The following is a 12,876-nucleotide window of genomic DNA, read 5'->3' on the forward strand; positions in this document are numbered from 1 at the left end:
TCCGCCACCACAGCACCTACGACGAACACACCGCCTGGGCACACCGCCAACCCGCCAAAGCCGCTTGACACCTTACGAACCTGGGATGTCTAACCTCGCCGAGCAGACGTAAAATGCCCTCAATCGTGCGATTTCAGGGCTTTTTGCGACTGCTCGCGGGGAGAAGGACTTACAGGGCGATTCGACCCTCGGCTGCGGCAAGCCCGATGTCGGTGCGGAAATGGCTGCCCGGCAAGCGGATCGACCCGATCAGTGCGTAAGCGGCGTCGCGGGCGGCGCTCAGGTCTGCGCCGGTGCCGACCACCGACAGCACACGGCCGCCCGAGGACACCACCGCTCCGTCGTCACGACGCTTGGTGCCTGCGTGCAGCACGCCGTCGGCTTCCGAGCCGACGATGACGTCGCCAACGCGTGGCCTGCCCGGGTAGTTCTCGGCGGCCAACACCACGGCGACCGCGGCGCCGTCGCGCCAGACCAGCGGCGGCTGGGTGTTCAACTCGCCGGTGGCTGCGGCCCGCAGCAGTTGCCCGAGCGGGGTCTCCAGCAGCGCAAGCACGGCTTGGGTCTCGGGATCACCGAACCGGCAGTTGAACTCGATCACCGATGGGCCGGTCGACGTGATCGCCAACCCCGCATAGAGCAGACCGGAGAACGAGCAGTCCCGGCTGACGAGTTCGGCCGCAACGGGTTTGACGATGTCGTCGACGATGGCCGTGACCACGTCGTCGGGCAGCCACGGCAACGGCGCGTACGCGCCCATGCCTCCGGTGTTGGGGCCTGTGTCACCGTCGCCGACCCGTTTGAAGTCTTGTGCGGGCAACAGCGGGACCACCGTCTCGCCGTCGACCACGCAGAACAGCGACACCTCGGGACCGTCGAGGAACGATTCGAGCAGCACCGGGTGGCCTGAGTCGAGAAGGGCCGCGGCGTGGACCCGTGCCGCGTCGCGATCGTCGGTCACCACGACGCCCTTGCCCGCAGCGAGACCGTCGTCCTTGACCACCCAGGCCCGGTCGCCTGCTGACGTGCCGAACCGGTCGAGGGCAGCGTCGAGATGTGCAGGGTTGTCGACGATCTCACTGGTCGCGGTGCGCACGCCCGCGGCGGTCATCACGTCCTTGGCGAATGCCTTCGAACCCTCGATCCGCGCCGCATCCCTGGTTGGCCCGAAGCAGGCGATCCCTGCGGCCCTTACGGCGTCGGCCACGCCGAGCACCAATGGCACCTCAGGCCCGATCACCACCAGGTCCGAGCCGAGGCGGCGGGCCAGCCCGACGACGGCCTCGCCGGAGGTGATGTCGACGTCGTATTGGTCGGCGATGATCGCGGTGCCCGCGTTCCCCGGCGCCACCGCCAGCTCCTCCACCTCGGGGTCTTTGCGCAGCGCCAACAGCAGCGCATGTTCACGGGCTCCGGATCCGACGACGAGGACGCGCACGGTTGCCAACCTTAATCGCAGCGCCGTCGGCGGGGCCGCCATCCCGACGATCGGCGGGCATACACTTGACTTCCAGGTGTATGGTCTTAGGCAAAGTGCTCTGGCTCACACGAGGAGAAATCTCATGACGACTGCGGAGACCGGCTGCCCCTTCCTGCCGCAGGGGTTTGACTTCGTCGACCCCGATGTCCTGCTCAAGGGCATCCCAGTGACCGAGTTCGCCCAACTGCGCAAGACCGCGCCCGTCTGGTGGAACGAGCAGAGTGAGTCGATCTTCGACGACGGCGGGTACTGGGTGATCAGCCGCCACGAGGACGTCAAGTCCATCTCGAAGAACAGCGAGCTGTGGTCCACCAACCGCAAGGGCGCGGTGATGGTGCTGCCCGACGGCACTACCAGCGACCAACTGGAGCTGACCAAGGCGCTGCTGATCAACCACGATGCGCCCGAACACACCAGGCTGCGCAAGATCGTGTCGAGGCTGTTCACGCCGCGGGCGGTGGCGTCACTGGAGGAGAAGTTGGCGGTTGCCGCGCGCGACATCGTCGCCGCCGCGGCCGAGAAGGAGAGCGGCGACTTCGTCGACGACGTGGCGATGAGCCTGCCGCTCATGGCGATCGCCGATCTGATCGGCGTTCCGGAGGCCGACCGGGAGAAGTTGTTCCACTGGACCAACTCGATCATGAACACCGACGACCCCGACTTCGACTCGGATCCGATGGCCGCCAACGCCGAATTGATGGGCTACGCCTACAACATGGCCGAGGAGCGGCGCCGCTGCCCAGCCGACGACATCGTCACCCGGCTGATCGAGGCCGACATCGACGGTGAGTCGATGGACGAGGTCGAGTTCGCGTTCTTCGTCATCCTGCTCGCGGTCGCGGGCAACGAGACCACCCGCAACGCCATGACCCACGGTATGAACGCGTTCTTCGAGAACCCCGAGCAATGGGAGATCTTCAAGCGCGAGCGTCCGGCCACCGCGGTCGACGAGATCGTCCGCTGGGCCACCCCGGTGCACTGCTTCCAGCGCACCGCGCTGACCGACGTCGAACTCGGCGGGGCGACCATCCGCGAGGGTCAGCGGGCCGGCCTGTTCTACAGCTCCGCCAACTACGACGATGCCGTCTTCGAGAACCCATTCGCATTCGATGTCCTGCGGAATCCCAACCCGCACTTGAGCTTCGGCGGCAACGGCGCACACTTTTGCATCGGGGCCAACCTGGCCAGGATGGAGATCAAGCTGATCTTCAACGAGCTCGCCAACCAGGTTCCGAACATCGCCAAACTTGCCGAGCCGCAACGTCTTCGGTCGGGCTGGATCAATGGAGTCAAGAAGCTGCAGGTCGCGTACCACGCGTGATGTCCGGACCCAGCTAGGATCTGCGGGTGCGCACCCACGGCTGGTCGGGATCGGCTCCCGCGACGGACGACGAGGCCATCGCCCGGATTTTGGACGCCGCGGGCAAGGCCATCGACGAGCGTGGCGCCGACTTCAGCATCGCCGACATCGCCCGCACGCTGGGTGTCACGCGCCAGACCGTGTACCGCTACTACCCCAGCACCGACGCACTGCTGGTGGCGGCCGCAGTGCACGCCGCTGCCGACTTCCACGAGCGGCTGGCCCAGCACCTGCACGGCATCACCGACCCCGTTGAGGCCGTCGCCGAAGCCATCGCCACCGCGCTGGAATGGCTGCCGAAGGACAAGCACATCGGGCTGCTGCTCGCGCCCGACCGGGGCAACGTGCACACCGAGGGCGTGACATCCGACGTCTCGCTGCAGTTCGCGCACTCGATGGTGCGCCGCTTCGACGTCGACTGGGCCTCGTTGGGTTTCACCGACGCCGATCTCGACGAACTCGCCGAGCACCTGCTGCGGATCATCCAGTCGTTCATCCTCGACCCCGGCCGTCCGCCACGGACCGGTGAGGACCTGCGCGACTACCTGCGGCGCTGGGTGGGTTCGGCGGTCACGGCGAGGTCCAGCCGTCCGGTCTGACCGGTTGGGTGTGCTCGGGCCGGATCTCGTCGCCGTCTGGTGTCTCGTATCGCAACCGGGGTAGCGATCCGCCGGTCCGCGTGTCGACGTAGGTGCTCCGCGGCTCCTCTTCGTCGTCGAAGCCGTTGTCCGCGCCCCATTCCCGTAGCGCGACCATCAGATGGAAGAGGGACTCGCCCTTCGTGGTGAGCACGTATTCGTTGTAGGCCGAGCCGCCCGCGTCGGGCCGCACCGAGAGCACCCCCGCCTCGACCAACTGGTGCAAACGCCCCGACAGGATGTTCTTCGCCACCCCGAGGCTGCGCTGGAACTGGGTGAATCGGGTCAGCCCCTCGAACGCGTCGCGCAGGATCATGAGCGTCCACTTGTCGCCGACGACGTCGACCGTGCGCGCCACGGGGCACGTGGATCGACCCAGCCGTGTGCTCATGTCGATGACACCTCCTCCAAACACTCTGGTTGCATTTTGCAACCACTGAGTCTAAGGTCTGGTTTCAATCTAGTACCACCTTGCTTCACGTCCAAGGAAACGAGCCGATCAGATGACGAGCACGGCCGACATCGCCAGCCGGGTGCCCCAGACCATCGGTTCGCGGATGGCCCTGCTGCTGGCGTTCGTCAGTGGCGCCGCGGTGGCCAACGTCTACTACGCCCAACCGCTGCTCGACGATCTCGGCTCGCAGCTGCACATGTCAGCCGCCGCCCTGGGCTGGGTGACCACCGCGACGCAGGGTGGCTACCTCGTCGGCCTGGTGATGGTGGTGCCACTGGGTGACCGCTTCGACCGGCGTCGCATCATCCTCGCCCAGCTGGCCCTCACCGCCGTCGGGCTTCTCGGCGCCGCCGTGGCACCCTCGGCATGGACGTTGCTGGTCTTCTCCGCATTCTTCGGCGCCGCATCGACGGTGGTTCAGGTGATCACTGCGTTCGCCGCGGCGGCAAGTCCGCCCGGCAGGCGTGGACGCACCGTCGGCGTGGTGACCAGCGGTGTGGTCCTCGGCATTCTGCTGGCGCGCACCATCTCCGGGTTCATCGCCGACCTCTGGGGGTGGCGCGCGGTCTTCGCCATCGCCGCCGTGGTCATGCTCGGCGTCGCCGCGTGGTTGGCGTTCGTACTACCGCGTGACACCATTGCCAAGGAGGTCGTGCCGTACCGCCACGCGATCACCTCAGTCGTCACGCTGACCATGCGCGACAGGACCTTCCGCGTGCGCAGCCTCATCGGCGGACTGATGTTCGCGAGTTTCGGCGCGGCATGGGGGTCGATGGCGCTACCGCTGGCCACCACGCCGTGGCATCTGACGACCGCGCAGATCGGACTGTTCGGCATCGTCGGGGCCGCCGGTGCACTCGGAGCGTCGGGCGCGGGCCGGTGGGCCGACCGGGGCCGCGCCGAGGTCGCGACCGGCGTCATGCTGATCGCCTTCCTCGTGTCGTGGGTGGCGATCGCCCAGACCCCGAACTCCTTGCTACTTCTCGCGATCGGCCTCGTCGTCCTCGACTTCGCAGGCGAGGCAATCCACGTCATCAATCAACATCTCATCGTGGAGTCCGACCCCGCGGCGACCACCCGACTCATCGGCGGCTACATGGTCTACTACTCGATCGGCACGGGCGCGGGCGCCATCGCGGCCACCGTCGCCTACGCCGATGGCGGGTGGACCGAGGCAAGTGTCGTCGGAGCCGCGTTCGCCGCCGCCGCCCTCGTCGTCTGGGCCGGTGATCGATTGATCAGACGACCGTCAGCGGCAACGACTTTCGCTCTTCGAACACCCACGACGCACCGCCGCTGAACTTGGTCACCGAGACCTCACCGAATTCCTTGGCCGGGGTGTCGGTCTCGACCATCCGCACGGTCCAGTCGGACGCGGTGCCGGACACCTCGGCGCGCAGGCGCGGGTCGACGGCTGCGGCGATGGCCTGCAGAGGCTTGTCGGAGACTGGCGACACCAACGAGATCCACGCGTCATCAGCGTAGGCAGGCGACTTCCGCACGTGCACGAAGTCCGGGTCGACGTCGGCTGATACATAGGTCGCCGGATTCAGTAGCGGATGCAACTCGAGCACGCGCAACGCACCCTCGACGCCGCCGGGAAGGTTGAGCGCCTTGTGGATCCGCTCGGCGGCCACACCGGCGATGCCGATCAGCTGCTTGGTGCGGACCGATCGCGCAAGCGCCGTATCGTCTTTTGCCCTGGCCTCGACCGCGATCGTGAACGACTTGACCAACAGGTGCATCTGCAGGCAGACCTCGTCGGCGATGCGGACCAGCGCTGAGTGCGAGAACGCACCGAAGTCGACGTCGGCCAACAACTCCCCCGAATAGTCCGCCATCCCTTCGTCATTCGGATCTATTGGATCCAATTCGCACGAGTGTGCGTGGGTGGCGGCGACGATGTCCATCGCTGGGATGAACGGCACGTCCGGGTAGGACTCGTCGATGATCACGGTCCATGCGCAGTGCGGGGTCCTGCCGGACGGCACCCGCGGCGGCCGATGGATCGGGCGTACCTGCGCCTTGCGGTTGGTGGCCAGCGCAGTGGCATCGAACGTCGGGTCCTCGATGTCGTGGCACATGCCGTGGACGTAGTCCTCGCCCATCGGTTCGACGTCGAGCAGTGCACCGCAGTGGTCCAGATGGAACTCTCCGTGCCAACGGTCGTGCACGGTGTAGCGGAAGTCCATGAATTGCGGCGGGGCGCCGATGTCGAGCTGCAGACCCTTGAAGAGGGTGAAGACGTCGACGCCTTCGTAGTTGAGCGCCTTCTGCATCCGCTTGGTGTACAGCGGGCTGGACGCCGCCCACTCCTCGATCGCGATCTGCAACATTTCGTCGCGGCCCCACGCACTGATGCAATGCGCCATGCCGGACCGGTCGATGAGCTGCCCGATCAGCAGCAGTTCGGGTACCAGCGTGGCGAGTTCGTCGCGCGAGAGGGCGGCGTATCTACTATTCATCGAGGGTGCGTCCCGTGCTCATCTTGACGGCCGCGTTGACGTTGGCCTTCTTGTCCACGCCGTCACCCCTTTCAGCCGCCTTCTTCCGCTTGCCTGCAACGCGACTCACCACTCCATTGAACCCCGACGCCAGCGGGAAGCCGACGTACTGGGTCAGGAAGATCGCCATCTCCTTGAGCTCGGCCTCGGTGAGCTCGTCGTTCTCGAGTGCCGCATTGACCTGTACCTCGGCGAGGTCTTGGAGACCGAGCGAGGTCACCACCGCCAGCGTCATCAATCGCTTGTCGCGCATCGACAGTCCCGGCCTGGTCCAGATGTTGCCGAAGAGGTGGTCGACGGTGAGCGCGAAGAAGTCATCGCCTTCGATGTTGGGCATCTCCCACGCGTAGACCTCGTTCATCTTGTCGAGGCCCTTGCGGCGCTGTTCGTCCATGCTCACTCCTTTGTGTGTGGAACGCCGAGGCCGGGCGCGAGGTTCTTCAGTGCCACCTTTGCGAGCGGCAGGTCGACGTCCACCGCGTCACCCAACGCCAACGCCAGGCTCAGATCCTTCTCGCCGAGACCCCGGGTGTGCGTGAACGCATCATGCAGCCAGTGCTCGGGTGCCAGCTGGGTCATGTCCTCGCGGACCATGATCGCGCCAGGCCCACCGGTCTGGGCGTCGCTGTGCCGCACCACCCGGCCGAGGGCCTGCAGGCTCAGACCCGCAGCTTCGGCCAACTGCATCGCCTCGCACGCCGCCGCGTAGGAGGTGAAGGTCAACATGTTGCGGGCCAGCTTCATTCGGGTGCCCGCACCCGGCTCGCCCGCGTGGATCACCAGTGACGCCCACTGCTTGAACGCCGGCTTGATCCGCTCGTACGCCTCACGCTCCGCGCCGACCATCACGGCAAGCTCGCCCTTTTCCGCCGCGCCGCCTCCACCGCTGACCGGCGCGTCGACGACGTGAATCCCCTGCGGCTGCAGTCGAGCCGCGAGTTCGACGGCCGTTTCGGGGCTGATCGTCGAGTGAATGGCGATCACCGTGCCGGGCTTGGCCTTGGCCGCCAACTCGCCGATGACCTCGCGCACCTGCGCGTCGTTGAGCACAGTCACGCTGATGATGTCGGCGGTCGCCACGTCCCCGACGCTGTCGGCCAACGTGGCACCCGCTTCGGCCAGCGGTGTCATCGCTTCGGCTCGCACGTCGAAGACCGTAAGCCCGCCCGGCCACTCGACGAGGCGTTTGGCCATCGGCGCGCCCATGTTGCCGAGGCCGATGTAGCCGAGCTTGAGGTCTTGCTCGCTCATCTGGGCCCTCTGTTCTTCGGGCAAGCGCTCATGACCGGAAGATCTGTCCGCCGTCGACGTTGAAGATCTGTCCGGTGATCCACTTGGCCTGATCCGACAGCAGGAACAGGCACATGCCGACCAGGTCCTCGGGTTCGCCCATCCGCGACAGCGGGATGCCCTTGATGATGTCGGCGACCATCTCCTGCGGCGTCGTGGTCCGGTTGGCCTCGGTGTCGATGGGCCCAGGCGCGATCGCGTTGATGCGAATGTTCTGGCCGCCCAACTCCGTTGCGAGCTGTTGAGTCAGACCGTTGATGCCGACCTTGGCCAGACCATAGAAGTTCGAGTACATCCACGCCGCGGTCGACGACTGGTTGATGATCGCCCCGCCGCCACGCTTGGCCATCTTGCGGTAGACCGCCCGCGTGCACAGCAGTGCGCCGTCGAGGTTCACGCTCATGAACTTCTTGTAGTACTCCCAGTCGACCGAGACGAGGAAGTCGAGCTTCATCCCTCCGAAGATCGCGGCGTTGTTGACCAGGTAGTCGATGCCTCCGAACTCCGAAAGCGTTTGAGCGGCCATCTCCTTCGTGGAGTCCGGGTCCGATACGTCGACCCGAAGGGCCAGTGCGTCGCCGCCTTCGCCCTTGATGCCGTCGGCGACCTTGTGGGCGCCCTCGACGTTGATGTCGGCGACGACGACGGCCGCACCCTCGCGGGCCAGCGACTCGGCGTACGCCTGGCCGATGCCGCCACCGGAACCGGTGACGATCGCCACCTTGTCCTTGAACTGATCTCCGTACAGTCCCATGTGAAGAGTCCTCGTTCCTTAATTCGCTGCCGTGGCAATGAGTTTGGTCTCGAGGTACTCCTCGAAACCGGGTATGCCCATCTCCCGGCCGATGCCGGACTGCTTGTAGCCGCCGAATGCCGCGTCAGCGGAGTACCAGACGCCGCCGTTGACGTTGACCGTTCCGACCCGCATCCGCGCCGCGACTGCCTGAGCGCGGTCGTCGTCCGCGGTGAACACCGTGCCCGACAACCCGTAGGGCGAGTCGTTGGCGATGCGCACGGCGTCGTCGTCGCCGTCGTGGGCGATGACTGTCAGCACCGGGCCGAAGATTTCCTCGCGCGCCACCCGGGCATCGTTCGTCAGCCCGGAGATCACCGTCGGCTCGATGAAGAATCCGGTATCGCGGTCGGCCGGTCGTCCACCGCCGCAAGCGAACTTGCCGCCCTCCTCGAGCGCCAGATCCAGGTAACCCTGCACACGGTCGCGTTGCCGCGCCGAGATGACAGGGCCGCAGACGGTCCGCTTGCTGGTCGGATCGCCGGGCTTGATCGAACCCATGGTCGCCGCAGCGGCCTCGACGGCTTCCTCGTATCGCGCCCGCGGCACCACCAGGCGGGTGGTGAGGGCGCAGCCCTGCCCGGCGTGCATGGCGGCGGTGAACGCCGACATCGAGCAGGCGCCGGCCAGATCCGCGTCGTCGAGCACCAAGAAGGCCGACTTGCCGCCAAGCTCCAGGAACACCTTCTTGATGGTCGCCGCGGCGTCGGTCATCACCGCGCGCCCGGTCACCGTCGACCCGGTGAACGACACCATGTCGACGCGCGGATCCTTGGACAGCAGCGCACCGACCCCGTGGTCGCTGGAGGTGACGATGTTGATGACGCCCGCGGGGAAGTCGGTGTGCTCGGTGATCAGCTCGCCGAGCACCGCCGCGCACCATGGGGTGTCGGGAGCGGGCTTGAGTATCAAGGTGTTTCCCGCCGCCAGTGCGGGGCCGACCTTGGCCAGGTTGATCTGGTGGGGGAAGTTCCACGGCGTGATCGCGCCGATCACGCCCACGGCCTCCCGAGCCAAGGTGCGGTTGGTCGGGATGCCCTGCGGCGTCGCACGACCGAGATCGACGGTCCACGAGTAGGACTCCGCCGTGTCGGCGGCGAAGCTCAGATCCTCCACCGGGCCTTCGAGGTGCGCGCCCGCCGTCAGCATGCGCGGCGCCCCGACCTCGGCGATCGTCAGCTCCCGCAGTTCCTCGGCGTGGTCGCGCATCGCCTGTTGCAACTGCCGAATGCAGCGGACCCGAAGTTCGGTGTTGGTGGCCCAGTCGGTGTCGTCGAACGCCGTGCGCGCCGCCCCGATCGCCAGGCCCATGTCGTCGGTGCTCGCGTCGGCCGCGACGCCGAGCACCTCCTCGGTGGCGGGGTTGACCGTCGTGAACGTGCCCCCCTTGCCCGCCACCAATTTCCCGTCGATGAGCAGTCGACTCTCGCGATCGCCCAGTAGCGCCATCGGAACTCCCGTGTGCCAAGTTTCGGTTGGATGTAGGTATGTCTCAGCCTGGACAACTGTCCGGCCACGTTCAGTCGAACCATAACCTCAGGCGCGTCCGGGCCGCAAGGGTGGCCCGCCACGGCATCTCGACGGATTCGAGTTTATGCAGTTCGTAATGCCATTTTCGACGACACGCTTGCCTTGGGACGCTGTCGTCGGATAACTTGGACATGTGTCCAGCGATGCAGCGGTTGCCCTCACGGAGGGCGCAGAGTCTTCCGAGGCCGGACCTGCCGATCCGCCACGCAACCGGCGGCAGGAGGAGACCTTCCGCAAGGTTCTCACCGCGGCCGTGGCCACGTTGCGCGAATCGTCCTACGCCGATCTGACCGTGCGAGCGGTCGCTGCGCGCGCGAAGGTCGCACCGGCGACGGCCTACACCTACTTCTCGTCGAAGAACCATCTGATCGCCGAGGTGTACCTCGACCTGATGCGCCAGGTGCCCTACTTCACCGACGTCAACGAGCCCATGCCGAGTCGCGTCGAGAAGGCGCTGCGCAGCCTGGCGCTGGCGGTGGCCGACGAGCCGGAGTTGGCGGCGGCTTGCACGACGGCGCTTCTGGCCAGCGGCGACCCGACCACCCACAAGGTGCGCGATCGCATCGGCGCCGAGATTCATCGCCGCATCAGGTCGGCGGTCGGACCGGGCGCCGACGCGCGTGTCGTCGCGGCGCTGGAGATGACGTACTTCGGAGCAGTGATCAATGCGGGCAGCGGCGCCCTCACCTACCACCAGATCGCCGACAGGCTCAGCTACGTGGTCGGCCTGATCGTCGGAGAGGAACAATGAGCATCGAAACAGGGTCCGCAGCCAGTGAACTGGTTCTCGACCCGTACGACTACGACTTCCACGAGGAGCCGTATACGTACTACCGCCGACTGCGCGACGAGGCCCCGCTGTATCGCAACGACGAGCTGAAGTTCTGGGCGGTGTCGCGACACCGCGACGTGCTGCAAGGCTTCCGCAACAGCACCACGCTGTCGAACAAGTACGGTGTCTCGCTCGATCCGGTCTCACGCAACGGTGACGCCCACAAGGTGATGTCGTTCCTCGCCCTTGACGATCCTGGCCATCTCCGGCTGCGGACGCTGGTGTCGAAGGGCTTCACGCCAAGGCGGATTCGCGACCTGGAGGCACGTGTCACCGAGATCGCCGTGCAGCACCTCGACGTCGCCCTGCAGTCGGAGAGTTTCGACTACGTCGACGAGTTCGCAGGCAAGCTGCCGATGGACGTCATCTCCGAACTCATGGGCGTTCCCGTACCCGACCGCGACCGCATTCGCGCCCTCGCCGACGGCGTCATGCACCGCGACGAAGGCGTCGCCGACGTGCCCGCAGAGGCAATGCAGGCCTCGGCCGAGCTTCTGGTCTACTACGCCGACATGGTCACGCAACGACGCAAGAAGCCCAGCGACGACCTGACCTCGGCGCTGCTCGAAGCCGAGATCGAAGGCGACCGGCTCACCGATGAAGAGATCATGGCCTTCCTGTTCCTGATGGTCGTCGCCGGCAACGAGACCACCACCAAACTGCTTGCCAACGCGGCATATTGGGGTCACAAGTTCCCCGATCAGCTGACCCCGGTGTTCGACGACCACTCGCTGATCCCGTTGTGGGTCGAGGAGACATTGCGCTACGACACGTCCAGCCAGATCCTTGCCCGCAGCGTCGCCGGTGAGCTGACGATCTACGACACCACGATTCCCGACGGCGACGTGCTGCTCCTGCTGCCGGGGTCAGCCAACCGCGACGACCGCGTGTTCGAGGACCCCGACGACTACCGCATCGGCCGCGACATCGGTTCGAAGCTGGTGAGTTTCGGTAGCGGCGCACACTTCTGCCTCGGCGCACACCTCGCGCGCATGGAGGCTCGGGTCGCCCTTGCCGAATTGTTCAAGCGGATCAGCCATTTCGAGGTGGACGAGGCCAACGCCGTCCGCGTGCACTCGAGCAACGTGCGCGGATTCGCCCACCTACCCATCACCGTAAAGGCCCGTTGATGCCCCGTTTCGCCCCACTTCCCGCCAGAAGGCCCGCGCTCGTCGCCGGCGCATCGTCGGGCATCGGTGCCGCCACGGCGATCGACCTCGCCAGCCGTGGGTTCCCGGTGTCGCTCGGCGCCCGCCGGGTGGAGAAGCTCGACGAACTGGTCGAGCAGATCCGCGCCAGTGGCGGTGAGGCGGTGGCCTTTCACCTCGACGTCACCGATCCCGACTCGGTAAAGGCGTTCGTCTCGCAGTCCGTCGACGCGCTCGGCGAGATCGAGGTGCTTGTCGCCGGTGCTGGCGACACCTACTTCGGTCGGTTGCACGAGATCAGCACCGATCAGTTCGAGTCACAGATCCAGGTCCACCTGATCGGTGCCAATCGTCTTGCCACCGCGGTGTTGCCGGGGATGGTGGAACGTCAGCGTGGCGACGTCATCTTCGTCGGATCCGACGTCGCACTGCGCCAGCGTCCGCACATGGGAGCCTACGGCGCAGCCAAGGCGGCGCTCATCGCGATGGTGACCAACCTGCAGATGGAACTCGAGGGAACCGGCGTCCGCGCCTCGATCGTGCACCCAGGCCCGACGAAGACATCGATGGGCTGGAGCCTGCCCGCCGAGCTGATCGGGCCCGCGCTCGAGGACTGGGCCAAGTGGGGCCAGGCCAGGCACGACTACTTCCTGCGCGCGCAGGATCTCGCGCGCGCCATCACCTTCGTGGCCGAGACGCCCCGCGGCGGTTTCATCGCGTCGATGGAACTGCAGCCGGAAGCGCCATTGGCCGACACGAAGGACCGCCAGAAGCTTTCATTGGGCGGAGAAGGGATGCCTGATTCGGAGGGTACGAGCGAAGCGACAGGGGATTCGGAACAGTGACG

General features: G+C 66.3%; 13 protein-coding genes. 6 read left to right on the top strand and 7 right to left on the bottom strand.

The window, feature by feature from the left end:
- Nucleotides 1-169: 169 nt before the first annotated feature.
- A complete protein-coding gene (purD, locus tag HNP02_RS38440; RefSeq protein WP_184445913.1) occupies nt 170-1,438 on the bottom strand; it encodes a phosphoribosylamine--glycine ligase in 1,269 nt (422 codons plus the stop codon).
- Between the two features lie 124 nt (nt 1,439-1,562).
- On the opposite strand from purD, the gene HNP02_RS38445 reads away from it, so the two are divergent.
- The gene (locus tag HNP02_RS38445) at nt 1,563-2,801 is read left to right on the top strand and encodes a cytochrome P450 (RefSeq protein WP_184445914.1); all 1,239 of its coding nucleotides are present in this window, start codon (nt 1,563-1,565) and stop codon (nt 2,799-2,801) included.
- 26 nt (nt 2,802-2,827) lie between these two features.
- A complete protein-coding gene (locus HNP02_RS38450; protein ID WP_184445915.1) occupies nt 2,828-3,439 on the top strand; it encodes a TetR/AcrR family transcriptional regulator in 612 nt (203 codons plus the stop codon).
- Here HNP02_RS38450 and HNP02_RS38455 read toward each other — a convergent pair.
- Nucleotides 3,411-3,869 (bottom strand): helix-turn-helix domain-containing protein, encoded by a 459-nt coding sequence (locus HNP02_RS38455; RefSeq protein WP_184445916.1) that lies wholly within the window; start codon nt 3,867-3,869, stop codon nt 3,411-3,413. The genes HNP02_RS38450 and HNP02_RS38455 overlap by 29 nt on opposite strands.
- Before the next feature lie 112 nt (nt 3,870-3,981).
- On the opposite strand from HNP02_RS38455, the gene HNP02_RS38460 reads away from it, so the two are divergent.
- Nucleotides 3,982-5,232: an MFS transporter gene (locus HNP02_RS38460; RefSeq protein ID WP_184445917.1), complete on the top strand. Its 1,251-nt coding sequence runs from the start codon at nt 3,982-3,984 to the stop codon at nt 5,230-5,232.
- Here HNP02_RS38460 and HNP02_RS38465 read toward each other — a convergent pair.
- The 5 genes from HNP02_RS38465 to HNP02_RS38485 are packed head-to-tail and all read right to left on the bottom strand — an operon-like array spanning nt 5,171 to nt 9,968.
- Nucleotides 5,171-6,397 (bottom strand): hypothetical protein, encoded by a 1,227-nt coding sequence (locus tag HNP02_RS38465; protein WP_184445918.1) that lies wholly within the window; start codon nt 6,395-6,397, stop codon nt 5,171-5,173. The genes HNP02_RS38460 and HNP02_RS38465 overlap by 62 nt on opposite strands.
- Complete coding sequence (locus HNP02_RS38470; RefSeq protein ID WP_184445919.1) at nt 6,390-6,830, bottom strand: carboxymuconolactone decarboxylase family protein; 441 nt, start codon at nt 6,828-6,830, stop codon at nt 6,390-6,392. The genes HNP02_RS38465 and HNP02_RS38470 overlap by 8 nt, the downstream gene beginning before the upstream one ends.
- A 2-nt stretch (nt 6,831-6,832) precedes the next feature.
- On the bottom strand, nt 6,833-7,687 hold the full coding sequence (locus HNP02_RS38475; protein WP_184445920.1) for an NAD(P)-dependent oxidoreductase: 855 nt from the start codon (nt 7,685-7,687) through the stop codon (nt 6,833-6,835).
- A gap of 28 nt (nt 7,688-7,715) precedes the next feature.
- Nucleotides 7,716-8,480 (bottom strand): SDR family oxidoreductase, encoded by a 765-nt coding sequence (locus HNP02_RS38480; protein ID WP_184445921.1) that lies wholly within the window; start codon nt 8,478-8,480, stop codon nt 7,716-7,718.
- Between the two features lie 18 nt (nt 8,481-8,498).
- The gene (locus HNP02_RS38485) at nt 8,499-9,968 is read right to left on the bottom strand and encodes an aldehyde dehydrogenase (RefSeq protein WP_184445922.1); all 1,470 of its coding nucleotides are present in this window, start codon (nt 9,966-9,968) and stop codon (nt 8,499-8,501) included.
- A 214-nt stretch (nt 9,969-10,182) separates the two neighbouring features.
- Between HNP02_RS38485 and HNP02_RS38490 the strand changes: the two genes are divergently transcribed.
- The 3 genes from HNP02_RS38490 to HNP02_RS38500 are packed head-to-tail and all read left to right on the top strand — an operon-like array spanning nt 10,183 to nt 12,874.
- Nucleotides 10,183-10,800, top strand: coding sequence for a TetR family transcriptional regulator (locus HNP02_RS38490; protein ID WP_184445923.1), 618 nt, complete (start codon nt 10,183-10,185; stop codon nt 10,798-10,800).
- A complete protein-coding gene (locus HNP02_RS38495) occupies nt 10,797-12,011 on the top strand; it encodes a cytochrome P450 (protein ID WP_184445924.1) in 1,215 nt (404 codons plus the stop codon). Before HNP02_RS38490 ends, HNP02_RS38495 begins: the two co-directional genes overlap by 4 nt.
- Nucleotides 12,011-12,874, top strand: coding sequence for an SDR family oxidoreductase (locus tag HNP02_RS38500; protein ID WP_184445925.1), 864 nt, complete (start codon nt 12,011-12,013; stop codon nt 12,872-12,874). The genes HNP02_RS38495 and HNP02_RS38500 overlap by 1 nt, the downstream gene beginning before the upstream one ends.
- Nucleotides 12,875-12,876: the final 2 nt, after the last annotated feature.

The organism is Mycobacterium sp. AZCC_0083 (assembly GCF_014202335.1).
GTDB lineage: Bacteria > Actinomycetota > Actinomycetes > Mycobacteriales > Mycobacteriaceae > Mycobacterium.

Excerpts from the sequence above, each read along its gene's own strand:
- HNP02_RS38495 (WP_184445924.1), top strand. The coding sequence starts at position 10,797 with ATGAGCATCGAAACAGGGTCCGCAGCCAGTGAACTGGTTCTCGACCCG.
- HNP02_RS38485 (WP_184445922.1), bottom strand. The coding sequence starts at position 9,968 with ATGGCGCTACTGGGCGATCGCGAGAGTCGACTGCTCATCGACGGGAAA.
- HNP02_RS38460 (WP_184445917.1), top strand. The coding sequence starts at position 3,982 with ATGACGAGCACGGCCGACATCGCCAGCCGGGTGCCCCAGACCATCGGT.
- HNP02_RS38500 (WP_184445925.1), top strand. The coding sequence starts at position 12,011 with ATGCCCCGTTTCGCCCCACTTCCCGCCAGAAGGCCCGCGCTCGTCGCC.
- HNP02_RS38475 (WP_184445920.1), bottom strand. The coding sequence starts at position 7,687 with ATGAGCGAGCAAGACCTCAAGCTCGGCTACATCGGCCTCGGCAACATG.
- HNP02_RS38465 (WP_184445918.1), bottom strand. The coding sequence starts at position 6,397 with ATGAATAGTAGATACGCCGCCCTCTCGCGCGACGAACTCGCCACGCTG.
- HNP02_RS38445 (WP_184445914.1), top strand. The coding sequence starts at position 1,563 with ATGACGACTGCGGAGACCGGCTGCCCCTTCCTGCCGCAGGGGTTTGAC.
- HNP02_RS38455 (WP_184445916.1), bottom strand. The coding sequence starts at position 3,869 with ATGAGCACACGGCTGGGTCGATCCACGTGCCCCGTGGCGCGCACGGTC.
- HNP02_RS38470 (WP_184445919.1), bottom strand. The coding sequence starts at position 6,830 with ATGGACGAACAGCGCCGCAAGGGCCTCGACAAGATGAACGAGGTCTAC.
- HNP02_RS38480 (WP_184445921.1), bottom strand. The coding sequence starts at position 8,480 with ATGGGACTGTACGGAGATCAGTTCAAGGACAAGGTGGCGATCGTCACC.